Here is a 19231-nt window from a genome sequence, read left to right on the forward strand (position 1 = left end):
CCTTCACCTATTTTGACCCGAGTGTGAAGTTGTGAAGTAGGGCATTAACAGCCTTTAAAATGGACTTGCGGGTGATAATGCCTAGAAATTCTCCTTGTTCACCAACGACTGGTAAGAATGCTTGATCCACCAATTTTCGCATGACTTCTTCTAGGTGATAAGAGGCTCCAACGGTTGCGACATCCTTTTCCACAATGAGGGAAATATCCATGTGCAGCTGGTCATCTGTCAATTCATTTTCAGATTGATATTTAACAATTTCCCGCAGACTGATTGTGCCGACAAATTGATTGTCTTCGGTAACTACAGGGACGCGTGAGTAGGTCATGTGGCTAAGTAAGAGCTTGGCATGATCGATATTATGGGTATCGATAATCACCGCCAATTTATTCGCCGGAGTCAAAAAGGTTTCTTCCTGCGCTAGGAGAAAGGTTTCAAATTCACGTGTAATCATCTGGGAATATCCTTTGTTAGTGGCGCGTAGACCTGATGGTCGCGGTTGTAATATTCGATGTGGATATGATCCTCAAAAATCGTAAGAATCGCATAGAGGCATTCTTTTATCATCCCACGTGGTTGACGAATGGAGCCTGGATTGACAAAGAGGGTCTTACCCCGCACTGTTGCATCAGGAACATGCAGGTGTCCGTAGAGACAGATATCAGCCTCCACTTCTTCTGCCCAGTAATCCAGCCGCATCCAACTAAAGTTGATGCCATACAGATGCCCGTGGGTCTGTGCAATTGTCACATCTCCCAGTTGAACCACAAGTTGGTTAGGATAAGCAGAGTCGTAATCACAGTTTCCCCTGACCACATAAATGCCATCCCAGAGAGAATCCTTGGCATCTAGCTCTGAATCACCATTATGAAACATCGCATCGACCTTTCCTAGATAGCGTTCTTTTACTTCTTGGACAATGGCACGGTCGCCGTGCGAATCACTCATGACTAAAAGTGTTTGAGGTTCTGTTCTTGCCATGCTGGAAATACCTCCAATAATTTTTTGAGTGCTTGAGCACGGTGAGACTGGCTATTTTTTTCCTCCAAGCTCAACTGGGCTGCTGTCCGACCTGTTTCTCCTACCAAGAAGAGCGGGTCATAGCCAAATCCATTTTCCCCTTGCGGAACCGTTGCAATATAGCCGTCCCAATCCGCTTCAACAACGAGACTATCGACATTTGGTGCTGCGACAACCAAGGTACAGTGGAATTGAGCTGAACGATCTTTTGGTTCAAAGACCATAGCCAACTCGTGGAGCAATTTGGCATTGTTTCTTGCATCGGTCGCGTCAGGACCGGAAAAGCGGGCTGACCAGACACCCGGCATACCACCGAGTTTGTCAACTTTGAGACCCGAATCGTCTGCCAGCACCATTTTCCCCGTCAAATTGGCAATCGTCTCTGCTTTCAGACGGGCATTTTCTTCAAAAGTCACGCCTGTTTCAGCCACATCTGGCAGGTCAGGATAGTCATTGAGATTTTCTACCTTGTAGCCCAATTTTTCAAAGAACTGACGAAATTCAGCCGTCTTTCCTTCATTTTGGGTCGCAATTAAAATAGTATCCCCAACCGCTGTTGGCAAATCTCCCTGACCAAAGAAAGTCTCTGCTACTACACCATCCTGTGGCAGATGAATATCGACAATCTGCTGCCCATCCATCATGAGGACCGCCCCCTTGTGCTGGACAACCGACAACTTGCGCCCGAACTTTTCATTGATGATTTGAACGAGAAAGTTCAAAAAGGAGAAAGCCGATCCATATTTCACAACATGAACCTGCAAGCCCTCAAGAGATAGTCGTTCTAGCAACTGATAAAAACGTCTCCGAGCACCTTCGTAGTGGTCATCATCTCCAAAACACGTCAGGTAGTTAAACTCCCCGCATGTCCCAAGATACCAATCATTGGCATCTTTGTATTCATAGATTTTTTCTGTCATCGTTTCTACACTCCAGTTTTCCTCAAATACTTGTTACGGTCTGCGCCAAAATTCTTCTAACTCTATTCCTCCCTTAGGTAAATGGAGATAGAGCAGACACCCCTTTTCCACTACCAAAACCGCACCTTGGTGTTCGACCACTTCAAGATTGCGCTCGGTATTGTCATTGATGATGTCGATGATAAAGCTGACCAATCGAAGGACTGAAGAATAACGGATGACCATCACATCATATCCTCCAGCATTCCAAGCCTCTTCTGAAAAGGGATCTGCATCTCCGTCTACAACAGAGGAGAACCCTGGTAACACATCATGAATACGCAAATCACCCATACCAGCTATAAGATTATGCCCTTGCCAATTCCCGACATACCAATCTTGATCGTCCTTGTATTCGTAAATCTTTTCTGTCATAGGCTTACATGCTCCACCTGTATGTCTTTTCCGAGCCAGTTTTCCGCAATTTCCCGAAAGGCAGCTGGACTAGCTGTCGTATAAAAGAAATGTTGCGGTTGCTCTGCGGTTCTGCTGTGGTTGATTTCAAAATAATTGAGTAAGACAGAGATGTCCCGTGCGCACTCTGCCCCACTATCAATCAAAGTCACATCCTGCCCCAAGACATTTTGGATGATGGGACGGAGCAAGGGATAGTGGGTACAGCCTAGCACGACCGTATCGGCTTTACCTTTCATGCTTTGAAGCGTTTCATAGACCACTTTTTTTGCTAGACTTGACTGGTAATTGTTTGACTCCACCAAGGGAACAAACTTCGGACAGGCAAGACTGGTCACCTGTGTATCGGGAGATAGGGCCTGAATTTTTTCCCGATAGATGTCTGACTGGATGGTCATCGCAGTGCCTAGTACACCGATTTTTCCTGTCTTTGAAGCCTTGATAGCCGATGATGCTCCCGGCAAAATCACACCGAGAACAGGAATGTCTAGCTTGGCCTTGACTTCTTCCCAAGCAACTGCCGTTGCTGTATTACAGGCAAAGACAATCATCTTGACATTTTTTGTTTGTAAAAACTGAACCAATTCCCAAGTGTACTCTCGGATTTGTTCAGCAGGGCGCGGACCATAGGGAGCTCTGGCCGAATCCCCAATATACACGATTTCTTCGTGAGGCAGCTGGCGCATCAATTCACGCGCAACGGTCAAACCACCCACACCCGAATCTAAAAATCCAATAGGTCGATTATCCATAATGTTTCCTTATTGAGTGCAACTCCTCATAAGAGAAGCTCACACTAATTAAAAAATGGGAGAGTGAGGACAGTCGATGTTTCCGACATTTCGACTGGTGTCCCACTTCCCCCACTTGATTATTTTTTCTTAGTCGCGATTTTTTGCTGACTCTTGATTTGACGAAGCACTTGTTGTACTTTGGCTTCGCTTGGTTTTTGACCCATTTGGCTCATCATAGCACGGAGGGCATTTTCATCTAAAACAGGCTTATCAGCGATGTAGTTTTCCACCTGTTTACGTGACAGGTAAATTCCTAAAGCAACACCGCCAGCAAAGGCTACGATGATCAATACAATTGCAAGAACTAGATCCATATCTATCTCCTATTTTCTAAATTACAAAATCAATTCTCCCTATTATACCAAATTTACGGGGAATTTCCAAGATTTATCTTAAAAGTTCTTCACGACTAAAAGAGAACAAAAAGATCGGATTTGTTTTTAGAACTACTCACCCCGCAACATGCCACTATCAATCATGTAGGTGAAAGTTGTGGCTGTCTCAAAGTTTCCTTCCGTGCCTTTGACTTCCGTTTGCTCATCCTGCCGTAACACATAAATGCGATCATTTTCTCGATAAGCCAGTCCCTTTTCAGACAAGGATTGCTCACCTTTTACCAACTGGACGACTGAGGCACTGCGGTATGGACCATATTGGGCATTTGTTTTCGTATTCACCGCATAGATACCGTCCTCTTTTACAAATACAAATAAAGAACTCTGGGTATTTTCATACTCTTCAATCTGATCTAAAACAACTGTACCTGACGAATCTTTCAGCGTATAGGTCTCCCCGTCTTTCTCCAACTGATAGCCATTCAAATAGGTATCACCGACGATTTTTGCCAGCCCTTCTGATACCTGCTTGCGCTGTGCTGTTTGTTGTTCTTCGTTAAATTGTCGAACAACTTGCGCTTGCCGCACTCTCTCTGCTTCTCTTTCTCGTGCTGCTTCTCGCTGATAGTAGTAAACGCCACGACCGATTAGAGCAATCAAGGGGAATACCCATAACCAATTCTTCTTTTTCATGTTAGAGCCTCTTTATACTCTATAAAAATCAAAATCTGACTAGGCAACGAAATCGTAGCTAGAACTGAAGTTCAGCAAGATGAGTTAACGACGTCAGACTTTGATTTTTGACGAGTATTATTTCTCAAAATCAAAACCATACAAAGTCGCAAAATAATCCTCTGGCTTTTCTGCCCGACGAATCATACGCGCACTTCCATCTTCTTGGAGCAAAATCTCTGCCGAACGCAGGCGACCATTGTAGTTATAGCCCATGGAAAAACCGTGTGCCCCCGCATCATGAATGACCAAGGTATCGCCCACTTCTGCCTGTGGCAAGTCCCGTTGGACGGCAAATTTGTCATTGTTTTCGCATAAAGAACCCACTACATCTACGACCTCAAGGGGAGCATCAGGACGGCTGATATTGGTGATATGGTGGTAAGCCCCGTAGAAGGCAGGGCGCATGAGATTGGCTGCCGAAGCATCTACTCCAATATAGGTGCGGTAGGTCTCCTTGCGGTGGAGAACCTTGGTCACTAAATGGCCATGCGGAGCCAACATAAAGCGGCCCAATTCCGTATAAATCTTCACCTCGCCCATGCCTGCAGGTGTCAAGACTTCTTCGTAAGCCTTACGCACTCCTTCACCGATAACAGCAATATCATTGGCCTCTTGCTCTGGACGATAGTTGACACCGATTCCGCCAGACAGATTGATAAAGTCGAGGGTCACACCTGTCTGCTCACGGATTTCCAGCGCCAGTTCAAATAATTGTCGAGCCAAGGTCGGATAATAGTCATTGGTCACGGTGTTGGAGGCCAAAAAGGCATGGAGACCAAATTCTTTCACTCCAAGCTCTTTCAACTCTCTGTAGCCTTGTAGCAATTGCTCCTTGGTCATGCCGAATTTTGACTCTTCTGGATGATCCATGATGTCTGTCCCCAGTGAAAAGACCCCGCCAGGATTGTAACGCAGGCATACCGCCTCTGGAATCCCCGCCACTTCTTTCAAGAACGCGATATGTTCATAAGCATCTAGGTTAATAATCGCCCCCACTTCTCTAGCGTAGACAAATTCTGATCCTTGGGTGTCATTTGACGTAAACATGATGTCTTTAAAACCTAGCTTTTCACTCATCATGACCTCGACATCGGTCGCACAATCGACCCCACAGCCTTCTTCTTGTAAAATCTTCAAGATAGCAGGGGTCGGAGTGGCCTTGACCGCAAAATACTCCTTGAAACCCTTGTTCCATGAAAAGGCCTGATACAAGGCACGCGCTTTTTCACGAATCCCTTTCTCATCATACAGATGAAAAGGAGTGGGAAAGGCTGCTGTAATCACTTCTAGTGCTTCTTTACTGATAAATGGTTCTTTTGTCATCGCTCTACCTCGTCAAATTTTTTACTATTATACCATACTTTCAGGGGGAGTAAACAAGGAACTTGCCTATTGAATTGAACTTACCTATTATAGTGGATTGAGAAAGGAATAGGACAAGGCAAGGAGCTGCAGATAGAACTGGCCTTCATCAAAGCGACTGAACGATGTCCTAACCCTTATTCAATTCACTATACTTAAAAAGGGCTTAAACCGTATGGTTCAACCCTTCAACTATCTTACAAATCAAAATCTTCTGTTAGCTTCTCAATCATTTCCCGCAGCAAACTCTTATTGGCATCAAACTTGACTGTCTTGTCTTCGGTATTAAAGAGCAAGAGCTTAGCATTGATGAGTTTTTGGGTGTGAAAGGACACCGCTGCTCCTGTAATGCTCAACTGCTCTGCAATGTCCTTACTCTTGGCATGTGGCTTGGTCAAAGCAACCATGACCTTGTAGCGCGTCTCATCACTCATCACCTTTAAGGTCGTCGTCAGCACATCCTCATCCATCAACCGATCGGCCAAGAGGAGTTTGTCAATATCCACCGATGCACACAAGATAATCGGGCAGGTGTGATAGTGAGGATTGTACATATAGGAAAAATGAACCAGCCACGGACTCAAGACGACAAACTGAAGACGGTTATATCCCAAATCTTCGACACCGCTTGTTTTATACAAACCGTCTTCGCCATAAATCTCCTCGTAGGAAAAAGTAGCCGCAAATGCCTCTCTCTGCTCTTGAAACTGCTCGTAATAGGGGCGGTACAAGGACGCTACTTCTGCCACCAAATCCACTTGCTCACGGACTGTCTCTAACGGCTTACGAATAGCCTGAAACCACTTCCACTTGTCCTCCGCCTTTAGGTCCGTCTGCTCCAGTAGCTCTAACAAATCCGCCTCTTGATTATTCTCCCCTCGATTGATTGCGATTAAGGCAAGACGGATGGCCCGCTCCACCGTCTCTTGCGAAAGCCCAGCTAGCAGCTGGCAAGCCTCTTCTAACGTTTGGGGATCTTGTCCTACTTCTAACAATTCAAAATACAGATAATGGAGAAAACTAAAATTGGCTTCAAACAAGTACGCGGACAAACGCTCATTCATGGCCTCAAACTGATTGCAGTTGCTGCTGTACTAAGAGCGCCTCTTTTAAAATCTCTTTTTCCTTCTGGCTTCGCTCCTCTGATCCTCCTATTTGGTCCTTTTGAACATAGAAAGGAGCCATTAACAATTCCACAATTTCACTACGATGTTTGCTATACAGTAATTCCATACGATAATCCTATTCTTCTACTATAGATGCTACATTTCTTATAGTATAGACCAAAAGGGCAAGAGAAAGCAAGAAAAAAATCATCGCAATACTTCTAGCAGCACAAAGCACAATCAAGACAGACATCACCCCTTGCATCACCACCATGCCTAGCTGAACGAAGGTCGTAATCCCTGCAGCAATCGTTGCCAGTTGATTTTCTGGCAAGGCACGATAGATAAGGGCATTGATTTTGGGGTTCATCACACCTGCAAGGATTGCTGTCACAAACATGCAGGCGAAAACACCATAGACAAAACGGAAGTAAAAGCTCACAAAGAGAAGTACGGGAACATAGATCACCCATTTTGTCAGTCTGGTAATCGTCATCTCTTTAAATAAACTGGTCGTCAGCAAACTCCCTAAAATCGATCCGACGAGATAGGTAATGGAAACAGCCGCAATGGTCGTTGCCCCGTTGAAGATGACAAAATTTGGCATTTCTTTTATGGATAAAATCATCAAAGGGGTCAAAGCGACAAAGAGAGCGTTCAAAGCAGTTAGTACCAGAATCACCGCCTTCAATACAGGGATTCCTTGGACGGCTTGATAAGAAGCAAGGAAATTCTGTTTCATATTTGAAAGGAGATTTCTAGACCCCTCCTTCTTGACCTCTTGCTTCAAGGGATTGTCAGCTAGTAATTTCTTCAAAGCAGGGCGGATACTCAAGGTAATCAAGAGACTGACCAAGAACGTCCCTGCATTGAAAAAGGCTAACTGCTGATAGGTCATCACTCCGATTAAGACCGCACCACTAGACTGAAAGACGATGCGTAAGATAGCCCCAATCCCTTGACGAAAGGCTGAAGCCGCTTCACGATCTTCATTTGGAATCACCCGCAGACTTACTGGCATAAAGAGATAGGATTCGTATTGCCCAGCAATATCAGATAGGAGATTGATGATACAGACCACGGCTACAATCCACAAGGCCGGTGAAAAGCCCATGACAAGACCAACAATCCCGTAGAACAAGACCCGAACAACCAAGGTTCCCACAATCGTATCCAGCTTATTTTTCGTCTGATCGGCCCACATCCCAATGAAGAGACCAGCCAAAATCGGCAGGGTTTCAGACAGGGTAATCATGGAAAGAGCTAATTTGGTATCTGGCAGGAGCAAAACATAGTTCATCATGGCCAAATAGTAGAGGACATCCCCAAAATTAGACACCATATCAGCTACAAATGACAGCATAAATAGTCGGTTTTTCAACATCTTTTTCATACATATTCTCCTTTTTTTATAGCTTTATTATAGTCCTAAATTCCCCAAAAACAAGGCTATTTCAGCAAGTGGTAAGCATCCTCCAGTAAGTGGTCAGAAATTCTTAGTTACCTGCATCATAGACATGACTTTGTAGATAGTTTTTGTAAAAGTCAACGTTTTATTTAACAAAAATTAAATATTTATTTAAATATATATTTTTACCAAAATAACGGTAAATCGTTTTCTTTTTGAAAACTTTTTATTATAATCTTAAAAGAGGTGAAAAATGTGAAAAAAATTGCTTTTGATTCAACGAAATACTTACAATTACAGCGTGACCACATTTTAGAACGCATCCAGCAATTTGATGGAAAATTGTATATGGAATTCGGCGGGAAAATGCTAGAAGATTTCCACGCAGCCCGTGTTCTCCCTGGTTACGAGCCTGACAATAAAATCAAGCTCCTTCAGGAATTAAAGGAGCAGGTCGAGATTGTGATTGCCATTAACGCTAGCAACATCGAACATTCCAAGGCGAGGGGCGATTTAGGCATTTCCTACGACCAGGAAGTATTGCGCCTAATCGATACCTTCAATGACTTGGGCATCTATGTCGGCTCTGTCGTCATTACCCAGTACACCAATCAGCCAGCCGCTGACGCTTTCCGTCATCAGTTGGAAAAAAATGGCATCAAGTCCTATCTGCATTATCCTATCAAGGGCTATCCATCTGATATTGACCATATCATTTCGCCTGAAGGCGTGGGGAAAAATGACTATATCGAAACCAGTCGCAATCTGATTGTCGTGACAGCACCTGGTCCTGGTTCTGGGAAGCTCGCAACCTGTATCTCCCAGCTCTATCATGACCAATTGCACGGGATTAAGGCAGGATATGCTAAATTTGAAACCTTCCCTGTCTGGAATCTACCGCTTCATCACCCTGTCAACCTTGCCTATGAAGCAGCAACTGCTGACCTAGATGACCTCAATATGATTGACCCATTCCACTTGCAAACCTATGGCAAAACTGCGGTCAACTACAACCGTGACATCGAAGTCTTCCCTGTTCTCAACCGAACCTTTGAGCGCATCTTGAACAAGTCTCCTTATGCGTCACCGACAGACATGGGGGTTAACATGGTGGGCTACTCGATTGTCGATGAAGAGGCAGCCATTGCCGCATCAAAAGAAGAAATCATTCGCCGCTACTATCAAACCTTGGTTGATTTCAAGGCCGAGCGTGTCCCAGAATCAGCAGTGAAAAAGATTGAACTCTTGATGAATGAAGTAGGCGTTTCAGCAAGTGACCGCAAGGTGACCATTGCTGCGCGTGAAAAAGCAGAAGCAACCGGCCAACCAGCGCTTGCCATTGAACTGCCAAATGGCGAGATTGTCACAGGGAAAACCTCTGACCTCTTTGGTCCATCTGCTGCGGTCATCATCAATGCCATTAAAAACCTAGCCAAGATTGACAAGAAAACCCACTTGATTGAGCCTGAATATGTCAAACCGATTCAGAACCTCAAAATCAATCACCTCGGTAACCGCAATCCACGGCTCCACTCAAGCGAGCTATTAATTGCCCTTGCCATTACTGCTATGAACAAGCCAGAAGCAGACCTTGCCATGAAGCAATTGGGCAACTTGAAAGGCAGCGAATGCCATTCAACCGTGACCCTGCCAGAAGAAGACCGCAACGTCCTACGCAAACTCGGCATCAACGTCACTTTCGATCCCAATTACCAACACAACAAGTTTTATCATAAGTCGTAAGACACTATAAAAAGGAGCTGGAAATCCAGCTCCTTTTAGATTGAAGAAAAAGTTCCTGTGTGATACTTTTCTTAAGTGGTGCGGACTGTAGCGACTTCCTGCGGAATTCCATACCTATAGTGAATTGAATAAAGGATAGGACATCGTTAAGTCACTTTGATGAACGCCAGTTCTATCTGCGGCTCCTTGCCTTGTCCTATTCCTTTCTCAATCCACTATAAATTTTGAGCCCAGGGTCTCAAAATTTCCGAGGAGCGTCACTACTAGTAATGACGCTCCTTTTACCACAGCGAAAAGTATCTGATGAGGCACGCTTCGCTCGCGAAAATCGGCAAATCGAATGGTAAGTTAACAGAGCTTTTTACTTATTTAAATATAGTCTTTTGAATGAACTTGGATACATCGCCACTTTCGACTTGCCGTACTCAACTACTGTCCGCATCTCTCAGTTCCTTGTATGAAAGTTCATTCATTTGACTATAGATCTTAGCTTTATCTACGTTCTAAAAGGAGCTGGAAATCCAGCTCCTTTTTATAGTGTAATGCTATTATTTTTTGAGATTTTCATAAAGGTTAACAGGGAGGCCACGGTGATAATCGTGAGAATGGTTGACAGCGCTGCTGCAACGCCGTAGTTGCCACGCAGAACTTCTGTATAAATCGCTACCGTCATCGTCCGTGTCCGCACATTGTAGAGCAAGATAGACGTGGACAATTCAGAAATCATGGTCACCCAAGACAAAATGGCTCCCGAGATAATCCCTGATACCATCATCGGCGTTGTAATCTTCACAAAGGTATTCAAGCGACTACTGCCCAAACTCTCTGCTGCTTCTTCAATGCTTGGTGCAATCTGTTGCAGACTAGCGACAGACGAACGAATGGTATAAGGCAAGCGACGAACAGAAAGGGAAACAATCAAGATGAACGCCGTTCCTGTAATCATCAAAATACCACTACCAAACAAGCCTGTATTAAAAGAAGAGATAAAGGCAATCCCCATCACCGTTCCCGGCACAATATACGGTACCATACTCAAACTATCAATCAGATTCGTAAAAATATTGCGTTTCCGAACTGCCAAGTAGGAAATAAAGGTCGCAAAGATAACCACCAAGACCAAGGCAATCAAAGGAATCCGAATCGTATTGAAAATCGCTGACCCCATCCGATCAAAGGCTGTCTTGTAGCTGTTGAGCGAGTAGCCTTTGACAAAGACCATACCAGAGGTTTTTAAAAATGAAGTGTAAATCAAGTACAATTGTGGCAAGATAGCTAAGAAAATCACCCCATAAACTGTTGTATAAATGGCAATCGTTTTTCCTAGCGTTGTCTTTTTCGGTTGAATCGGATGGAGCGAGTTCATACTAAAGCTAAAGCGGTTGGCAATGTATTTTTGAACCAAAAAGATACTCAAAGCAATCGCAATCGCCATAATCGCTAAAGCAGAGGCAAAGGCTGCATTTCCACCAACCTCACTGATAAATTCCGTATAGATAAGGACTGGGAAGGTTCGATAGCCCTCACCAATCAACATCGGCGTTCCAAAGTCAGAGAAAGCTCTCATAAAGACCAAGAGGGCTGCTGCGAGCAAGGTCGGTACAAGGAGGGGCAAAACCACTTTAAACATCCGTTGCAAACCAACCGCTCCCATGCTTTCAGCCGCTTCTAAGACCGAATTATCAATACTCTTCATGGTTCCTGCCACATAGAGAAAGACCAATGGAAAGAGCTGTAAGGTAAAGACCAACACAATTCCCTTAAAGCCATAGATGTCAATCGCTGGCAAATGAAAGGCCGCACTCAAGAATTTGGTAATGACCCCATTTCTTCCCAGTAGCAAAATCCAAGAATAGGCACCGACAAAGGGAGCAGACATGGAAGCAATAATCACCAAAATCTGCAACAGTTTCTTACCCTTGAACTCATACATGGAAAATAGATAGGCCAAGACTGTCCCCACAATCAAAGACGTAAGCGTTGCGGTCAAGGACACTTTAAAACTATTGACCAAGGTATCAAAATAGTAGGATTTTTCAAAGAAGGTTGCAAAATGACTGAAGGAAAATTTCCCATCTGCAATCACAGCCTGCTTTAAAATCGTTACAATTGGGTAGACCAGAAAGATGAGATAGGTAATGAAAATGAGAAAGGATGAACTGGTCCAAATGGTCACTTTTTTGCGTTCCATACTAGTCTCCCTTCATCAAATTACGAGAACCATCTGCCGTAAAGACATTGAGTTTTTGCACATTGATTCTCAAGGTGACGCTATCCCCTTTGACTAAATCTTCTTCAAACGTTGATTCTTCGCTGACTTGAATCTTCTCTGCAAACTCCGTCTGAATAAAGTATTCCGTATTCAAACCAAGATAAACGCTATCTGTAATCTGCCCACGAATATCGCCTGCCTCATCTCGCAAGAATTCCTCAGGACGAATGCTGACGCGGACAGCCTGTGCTGCCACACCATCCAAGGCTGGAACACGCAAGGTATAGCTACCGCCAAAGACTAGATAGGCCTTGCCGTCTCGATCTTCCAATTGGGCATCAATGAGGTTGGTCCGACCGATAAAGCTCGCTACAAATTCATTGGCAGGGCGGTGATAGAGTTCTTTGGGACGACCGATTTGCTGGATTTTTCCATCTTTCATGACCGCAATTTGATCCGAAATCGCCATGGCTTCTTCTTGGTCATGGGTCACATACACCGTTGTAATCCCTACCTCATGCTGAATCTCACGGATGGCTTGGCGCATATCTAGGCGCAACTTGGCATCCAAATTACTCAAGGGTTCATCCATGAGCAAAACACTAGGATTAACAGCTAAGGCCCTCGCCAAGGCGACCCGTTGCTGCTGACCACCACTCAATTTATCTGGTTTTCTGTCAGCATACTGATTAATCTGCATTAATTCCAAATATTTCTGCGTTTCCCGTTCCAATTCTTCTTTTGAAACCTTTTTTTGTTTCAGACCGAAGGCCACATTGTCCCGAACAGACAGATGGGGGAAAATCGCATAATTTTGAAAGACCATCCCAATATTGCGCTTGCTTGGCTCCATATTGTTGATTTTCACATCACCAAAATAGAACTCTCCCCCCTCAATACTGTTAAAACCAGCAATCATCCGTAGGAGCGTGGTCTTGCCACAACCTGACGGACCTAAGAGGGTAAACAAACTACCTTTGGGAATCGTCACATTCAGATGTTCGATAACGGGTACGTCATGGTAAACTTTCTTAGCATCGATAATCCTAATTTCACTCATCATTTTCCTCCATTATTTTCCAGACTGAATATCTGTAAAGATTTCGTTATAGCGTTTGACAATATCTGCCTTATTCTTGATGACATAATCGTAGTCTTCTGTTACGGTATTGATGTCTTTAATCGGCTTCATATTTTCACTTGTTTTAGCATCTCTCCGCACAGGACGGTTGGTGGTAGTTGTTCCCAAGGTATCTTGCACTTCTTGCGACACAAGGAAGTCGATAAATTTTTTAGCATTGTCCATATTTTTAGCATTTTTGATAATGGCTGCACTTGCTGGCAAGAAGACGGTTCCTTCTTTTGGATACACCACTTGGATATTGGCACCATCGTTGAGCAATTTCACCGCTGGGTCTTCATAGGATAGACCGACAGCCATCTCTCCATCTGCTACTGCTTTGTAAACACCTGATGAGCTAGAACCGATTTTACCATCAATAAGGGTAAACAGATCCTTCACATAAGTCCATGCCTTGTCATTGCTATAGCCACCTTCTGCTACTAGCATATTGGTCAATTGAGCAAAGGCACTCGATGAATTGGCTGGGTCAGCAGTTGCAATCTTCCCTTTCAATTCAGGTTTCAATAAGTCACTATAGCCCTCAATCTTCATTCCCTTGGTCAAATCTGGATTGACAATCAAGACACTTCCATCAAGGGTGTAAGGCGTAGAGTAGCCTGTCGTATTACGGTATTCCTCAATCACTTGGTCATTTTCCTTAGCAGTATACTCTTCAAACAACTCGCCGTGTGTCGCATATTGCGTGTAAGAACCACCAAAAATAATGTCCGCTACGGGCGCTTCTTTTTCGGATTCTAACTTTTTAAACAGCTCGCCTGTTCCTGCTTGAATCAACTCGACTTTGACACCATACTTTTCTTCAAAAGCTGGAATGGTCGCATTGATGAGACCTTCTGAATTAGGAGAATAGACGACAAGCGTATCGCTTCCACCTTCTTCTGAAGCACTATTGTTGGAGCAACCTGCCAGAGCGAAGACGCCTACTGCCGCAAGGCTACCTGCTATATATTTCATCCATTTCTTTGTCATAATGGATACCTCCTCTTTTTTATCATCTTTATTATATCTCTTTGAAAACGCTTATCATACCACCTATTCTATCCAAAATAGGGGAAAATTATCTACATTGTGAGAAAATGTTCAAGGTTATTTCCCCAAAAAGAAAAAGCTGGATGGTCACTTTCACCCCATTCAGCTTCTCCGATCAATCTTTTCAATCTGTCCCGTCTCTTTAAATTCCGTTGGAGAGACGCCAAAATAATTTTTGAACAATTTGCCAAAATACTTATAATCCGAAATGCCCACCTTCCCTGCAATTTCATAGATTTTCATCTCTGGATAACGATACATCATCTCAATCGCCTGTTTCAAGCGGTATTGTAAAATGTATTCGTTCAAGGTGATGGCTAGATTGTCCTTGACCAAACGGTAGACATAGCTCTCACTATAGCCAAATTCCTTTGCCAGCTCTGCAATCGTAAAATGCTCCTGATAATGCTCTTGAACCCAGCCCAGCAGTTGTTGGATAATCTTGTTCTGGCTATGAATGGTATTGAACTCCTGCAAAAATCGTTGGTAGTCTGGGCTTGCTGCCACAGACTTTACATTCAAGCGCTCGACCACTGTCTGGAGACAGGTTTCCAACTCCTTGGCATCAATCGGCTTACTGATAAAATCACACACGCCAAACTTCATGGCTCGCTTGGCATTGTCAAAATCATTGTAGCCAGACAGAATAATCTTTTCATACGCTATATCAGCCGTCACCTCAAACATCATAAAGGCATCCATAATCGGCATCGTAATATCGGTTAGGACAATATCTGGCTCCAACTTCCGAATCAGCGCCATCCCTTCCTGGCCATGGCTGGCAAGACCGATCACCTCAATCCCCAACATGGCATAATCAACCGCCAAAGATAACCACTTCCGAATCAAATGCTCATCTTCAACAATGATGAGTTTATACATCTTCCACCTCCATTACCACAAATTGAATCCAAGTCTCACCCTTACGATTCACGCCCAAATCAAACTGAATATCTCCAAAAAAGTCTTTCAAACGCCGGTAACTATTGACCACCCCATGCTGGGTCTGATTGCTGTCTAGCGACTCTAAGATTTTCTGGCGTTCCTGCTTGGTCAAACCACCTGCATTGTCAATTACGGTAAAATACAAGTGGGAATCTCGCTGCTCAATCCGCACCTGAATATGCAAATCAATCCTGTATTTTCGACCATATTTCATAGCATTTTCAATCAAGGGTAACAAGAACAAACGAGGGATGGATTGTCCCTTGAGCGTTTCAGGACAGATAATCTCATAGGTAAAGCCCTCATAGCGGACCGCATGGATTTCCAAATAAGAACGAATAATCTCCAAATCCTCTCCCAAGGAAGTATCGTGATCCAGCTGGGCGACACTGTAGCGCAAAATACTGGTTAAATTCTGAATCAGCTGATTGGTCAGGGAACGATCCAATTCATGGGTAATCTTGATTGTTTCCAAGGTATTATAGAGGAAGTGCGGATTAAATTGAGCCTCTAGCATCTTGCGTTCAAAGAGCAGTTTTTCACGTTCTAAAAGTAATTTTTGCTCATGCAAGAGGTCTAATTCTTCCAGCATCTGATTGATTTGCTCAGCCATAAACTCAAATTCATCACCTGTCTCCAACTGAACCTTCTTTTTATCGTCTGCAATAATGAGCTTCATCTGCTCCACTAATGATTCGATTGGAATCGCATTATAGGCTGCAATCTTATGGGCAATTTTACGGGCCTGCATCAAATAAACTGTTAAGACGGCCACCGTAACTGCTAGAGAAAAAATCGCTAAAAATTGGAGCGGAAAGAAGGCTTGAAAGGTATAGATATGCAAGTCTTTCCCAATTTCCGCCTCGTGGGTCAACACAGGCTGTTCCGCATTAAATACCGTTTGCTTGCGTAACAGATGTTCATCTAATTTTTCCAAGGAAGAAACCGTAAAATAATTGGAATTTTTAGCAAAAATATTTCCATATTTATCTGTCAAAATGTATTTGGCGGATAAAATATCATCATAGGACACAAAATCGTGGTCGTTGATAAACAAGATACTGTAACCAATCTGCTCACCCCCTTCTATCACAGGGTGAATAAAGAGCAGATAATGCTGGTGGTTGGTTGAAATAATCACCTTGGGTCTAATCCGCTCATCTCTTGACTGCTCCATCAAAATCTGCAAATAATAGGCCGGAATCATGAGCCCATTGTGCGCCCTGTTCGTTGTAAAACGTATATTCCCCGCCTTGTCCAACACCATCAAATCGGAAACCAGTTCAGTTTGCGCTCGTTTTTCATAAAAAGAAGTATAGAGTTCCCGCTCTGTCCGATTGCCTTTTAAAAATTCTTTTACAATCCCCTGGTCCAATTCCCGCAAGACCTGCTCATTACTGGCAATACCATCTTGCGTATGACGCACGATTTCTTCCGTATCTCGAACCAGCTGGTAATACTGCAAAACATAGGAAGAAGAGACTAGAAGAATCATCAACACACCGGTCGTGAGCAAGGCCGACCAACTGCTTTTGGTGATAATCTCTTTTTGCAACGATTGTTTAAATGAACCTGCCATATCTCCTCTACTTTCTTCCTTGAAAACGCTTTATCTATTATATCAAATTTTAAGCCTTTTGAAAAAGGTTATAGGAGGGACGAAAAAGAAGCCCTTTCGGACTTCTTTCTCATTTTATTCGTTTATTAAAAATTAACGTATTCTTTTTGTAATTCAAGGACTTCTTCTGCTGTTGCACATTCTGTCAATGCACGGTTTGCATATTCTTGCATTTTCGCAGTGTCCAATTGTTTCATCAAGCTACGTGTACGAAGGACAGAAGTAGCACTCATTGAGAACTCATCCAAGCCCATACCGACTAGAAGTGGTACTGCTTGTTGGTCTCCTGCCATCTCTCCACACATACCAGCCCATTTGCCTTCTGCATGCGCTGCTTTAATCACGTTGTTGATCAAGCGAAGGATAGATGGGTTATATGGTTGGTAAAGGTATGACACTTGCTCGTTCATCCGGTCAGCAGCCATGGTGTACTGGATAAGGTCGTTGGTTCCGATTGAGAAGAAATCAACTTCTTTTGCAAACTGGTCTGCAAGCATTGCAGCTGCTGGAATCTCAATCATGATTCCCACTTGGATGTTATCCGCTACCGCTACACCTTCGGCAATCAATTTCGCTTTTTCTTCTTCATAGATTGCTTTTGCTGCACGGAATTCAGTAATCAAGGCTACCATTGGGAACATGATTCGCAATTGACCGTGAACAGAAGAACGAAGAAGGGCACGCAACTGCGTACGGAACATTTGATTACCAGTCTCTGAAATCGAGATACGAAGAGCACGGAAACCAAGGAATGGGTTCATTTCATGCGGAAGATCGAAGTAAGGAAGCTCCTTATCTCCACCGATATCCATTGTACGAACCACAACTGGCTTACCATTCATTCCCTCAAGAACAGCCTTGTATGCTTCATACTGCTCATCTTCTGTTGGGAAATCTTGTGAGTCCATGTAAAGGAACTCCGTACGGTAAAGACCGACTGCTTCTGCACCATTATCGTTTACACCTTCAACGTCTTTTGGTGTACCGATGTTGGCAGCGAGTTCAAAATGCTTGCCGTCAGCTGTAACAGTTTGTGCATCTTTCAAAAGTGCCCACTCTGCTTTTTGCTTCGCGTATGCTTCACCAGCTGCTTTGAATGTAGCAATTTCTTCGTCTGAAGGATTGATGATGACTTCACCAGTAATCCCATTTACCGCAAGAACATCGCCGTCTTTCACAATTTCTGTGATGTTATTTGTACCAAGGACCGCTGCAATCTCTAGTGTACGCGCCATGATGGCTGAGTGACTAGTACGACCACCGATATTGGTCACAAATGCTTTTACAAAGTTTTTATCTAATTGTGCTGTATCAGAAGGTGTCAAGTCATGTGCAATCACGATAGACTCTTCTGAAATCGCTGCTGGGTTCGGCAAGCGAACACCCAACAAGTGCGCCAAGACACGCTTGGTCACATCGCGAATATCTGCTGCACGCTCTTGCATGTATGGATTATCGTCCATGCCTTCAAAGATGGCAATGAACATATCTGTTACTTCTGTCAATCCACTTTCAGCATTGACTTTTTTCGCGCGAATCGTTTCTTTAATTTGACCGACCATTTCTGGGTCAGCAAGAACCATCAAATGGGCATCAAAAACGGCTGCCGCTTCTTCACCAAGGCTAGCTACTGCGTTCTCTCTAATCACAGAAAGCTCGTTTTGTGACGCTTCTAAAGCAGCATCCAAACGAGCTTCTTCTGCATCTGTATCTGCAACTGTAACAGTTTCAAATGACAAATCTGGTTGAACGAGTAGATATGCCTTCGCAACCGCAACACCGTCAGATGCTGCAATTCCTTTAAGCATTTCTGTCATACTCTTACGCCAAACCTTCCTTGTCCATTGTTTCAGTGATTGCTGCGATTGCATCGTCAGCGTCAGCACCTTCAGCTGTGATGGTTACATCAGCACCTTGGCCAACACCAAGACTCATCACACCCATGATAGATTTAAGGTTTACTGATTTGTCTTTGTAGTTCAAAGTGATATCTGAAGCAAATTTGCTAGCTGTTTGCACAAGCAATGTTGCTGGACGTGCGTGGATACCTGTTTCTGCCACAATGTGGAAATCTTTTGAAGCCATATTTGGATTCTCCTTTATTTTTTCAATATTGAAGGTTAATTGTGATAACCCTTACAAAGGACATTATACCATTTCTTGAAATCATTTTCAAGAATTTTTTATCTTCCTTTCAAAAATCCTCCTAGGACAGGAGCAAACAGTAGAATCGTCATTGTGCAAAAATATGAAAATAGTTTGTAAGTCATACGAAAAACCTCTCAAATGGCATAACAGCAAGGTTTACACTATATATAGTGTTTCTCTTTCCTTTCTGACACTATATTTAGTTTTTTTGAGTTGACAATTTGATGATTTCATTGTATCCTATATGGGTGATTAAAAA

Annotated in this window: 19 protein-coding genes; 1 reads left to right on the plus strand and 18 read right to left on the minus strand. The window is 43.5% G+C overall.

All coding sequences use genetic code 11. The features are described 5' to 3' along the window. Positions 1-7: 7 nt before the first annotated feature. The 11 genes from cbpB to BU202_RS04130 form a co-directional block, all read right to left on the minus strand. A complete protein-coding gene (gene cbpB, locus BU202_RS04085; protein ID WP_075104532.1) occupies positions 8-454 on the minus strand; it encodes a cyclic-di-AMP-binding protein CbpB in 447 nt (148 codons plus the stop codon). Continuing rightward, complete coding sequence (locus BU202_RS04090) at positions 451-981, minus strand: metallophosphoesterase (RefSeq protein ID WP_075104533.1); 531 nt, start codon at positions 979-981, stop codon at positions 451-453. The genes cbpB and BU202_RS04090 overlap by 4 nt, the downstream gene beginning before the upstream one ends. Beyond that, positions 951-1940, minus strand: a complete 990-nt coding sequence (locus tag BU202_RS04095) for a nucleoside-triphosphate diphosphatase (protein ID WP_075104534.1) — start codon at positions 1938-1940, stop codon at positions 951-953. The genes BU202_RS04090 and BU202_RS04095 overlap by 31 nt, the downstream gene beginning before the upstream one ends. 33 nt (positions 1941-1973) lie before the next feature. Further along, a complete protein-coding gene (locus BU202_RS04100; RefSeq protein ID WP_075104535.1) occupies positions 1974-2354 on the minus strand; it encodes a hypothetical protein in 381 nt (126 codons plus the stop codon). Further along, positions 2351-3145 carry a glutamate racemase gene (gene racE / locus BU202_RS04105; RefSeq protein WP_075104536.1) on the minus strand — a complete coding sequence of 265 codons (795 nt, stop codon included), beginning with the start codon at positions 3143-3145 and terminating at the stop codon, positions 2351-2353. The genes BU202_RS04100 and racE overlap by 4 nt, the downstream gene beginning before the upstream one ends. 119 nt (positions 3146-3264) lie before the next feature. Next, positions 3265-3501 (minus strand): YneF family protein, encoded by a 237-nt coding sequence (locus tag BU202_RS04110; RefSeq protein WP_075104537.1) that lies wholly within the window; start codon positions 3499-3501, stop codon positions 3265-3267. A 132-nt stretch (positions 3502-3633) separates the two neighbouring features. Beyond that, positions 3634-4215 carry a hypothetical protein gene (locus tag BU202_RS04115; protein ID WP_075104538.1) on the minus strand — a complete coding sequence of 194 codons (582 nt, stop codon included), beginning with the start codon at positions 4213-4215 and terminating at the stop codon, positions 3634-3636. 117 nt (positions 4216-4332) lie between these two features. Next, positions 4333-5580, minus strand: a complete 1248-nt coding sequence (locus BU202_RS04120; RefSeq protein ID WP_075104539.1) for a diaminopimelate decarboxylase — start codon at positions 5578-5580, stop codon at positions 4333-4335. 236 nt (positions 5581-5816) lie between these two features. Then, positions 5817-6683, minus strand: coding sequence for a winged helix-turn-helix transcriptional regulator (locus BU202_RS04125; protein WP_142354763.1), 867 nt, complete (start codon positions 6681-6683; stop codon positions 5817-5819). A 4-nt stretch (positions 6684-6687) separates the two neighbouring features. Beyond that, positions 6688-6852, minus strand: coding sequence for a hypothetical protein (locus BU202_RS10540; protein ID WP_167364740.1), 165 nt, complete (start codon positions 6850-6852; stop codon positions 6688-6690). Between the two features lie 9 nt (positions 6853-6861). Continuing rightward, complete coding sequence (locus tag BU202_RS04130; protein ID WP_075104540.1) at positions 6862-8118, minus strand: MFS transporter; 1257 nt, start codon at positions 8116-8118, stop codon at positions 6862-6864. Positions 8119-8388: 270 nt separating this feature from the next. Between BU202_RS04130 and BU202_RS04135 the strand changes: the two genes are divergently transcribed. Then, complete coding sequence (locus BU202_RS04135; RefSeq protein WP_075104541.1) at positions 8389-9876, plus strand: DUF1846 domain-containing protein; 1488 nt, start codon at positions 8389-8391, stop codon at positions 9874-9876. A 532-nt stretch (positions 9877-10408) separates the two neighbouring features. Here the strand turns inward: BU202_RS04135 and BU202_RS04140 are convergent. The 7 genes from BU202_RS04140 to BU202_RS04170 all read right to left on the minus strand — a co-directional run bounded on the left by BU202_RS04140 (position 10409) and on the right by BU202_RS04170 (position 18909). Next, positions 10409-12067: an ABC transporter permease gene (locus tag BU202_RS04140; RefSeq protein WP_075104542.1), complete on the minus strand. Its 1659-nt coding sequence runs from the start codon at positions 12065-12067 to the stop codon at positions 10409-10411. 1 nt (position 12068) lies between these two features. Then, on the minus strand, positions 12069-13148 hold the full coding sequence (locus tag BU202_RS04145) for an ABC transporter ATP-binding protein (RefSeq protein ID WP_075104543.1): 1080 nt from the start codon (positions 13146-13148) through the stop codon (positions 12069-12071). Between the two features lie 12 nt (positions 13149-13160). After that, positions 13161-14201 (minus strand): ABC transporter substrate-binding protein, encoded by a 1041-nt coding sequence (locus tag BU202_RS04150; RefSeq protein WP_075104544.1) that lies wholly within the window; start codon positions 14199-14201, stop codon positions 13161-13163. Between the two features lie 162 nt (positions 14202-14363). Further along, complete coding sequence (locus BU202_RS04155; protein WP_075104545.1) at positions 14364-15143, minus strand: response regulator transcription factor; 780 nt, start codon at positions 15141-15143, stop codon at positions 14364-14366. Next, a complete protein-coding gene (locus BU202_RS04160) occupies positions 15136-16785 on the minus strand; it encodes a sensor histidine kinase (protein ID WP_075104546.1) in 1650 nt (549 codons plus the stop codon). The genes BU202_RS04155 and BU202_RS04160 overlap by 8 nt, the downstream gene beginning before the upstream one ends. A 125-nt stretch (positions 16786-16910) precedes the next feature. Then, a complete protein-coding gene (ptsP, locus tag BU202_RS04165; RefSeq protein ID WP_075104547.1) occupies positions 16911-18641 on the minus strand; it encodes a phosphoenolpyruvate--protein phosphotransferase in 1731 nt (576 codons plus the stop codon). A 4-nt stretch (positions 18642-18645) separates the two neighbouring features. Then, positions 18646-18909, minus strand: a complete 264-nt coding sequence (locus BU202_RS04170) for a phosphocarrier protein HPr (RefSeq protein ID WP_018378296.1) — start codon at positions 18907-18909, stop codon at positions 18646-18648. Between the last annotated feature and the right edge of the window lie 322 nt (positions 18910-19231).

This window comes from Streptococcus cuniculi (genome assembly GCF_001921845.1).
Taxonomy (GTDB): domain Bacteria; phylum Bacillota; class Bacilli; order Lactobacillales; family Streptococcaceae; genus Streptococcus; species Streptococcus cuniculi.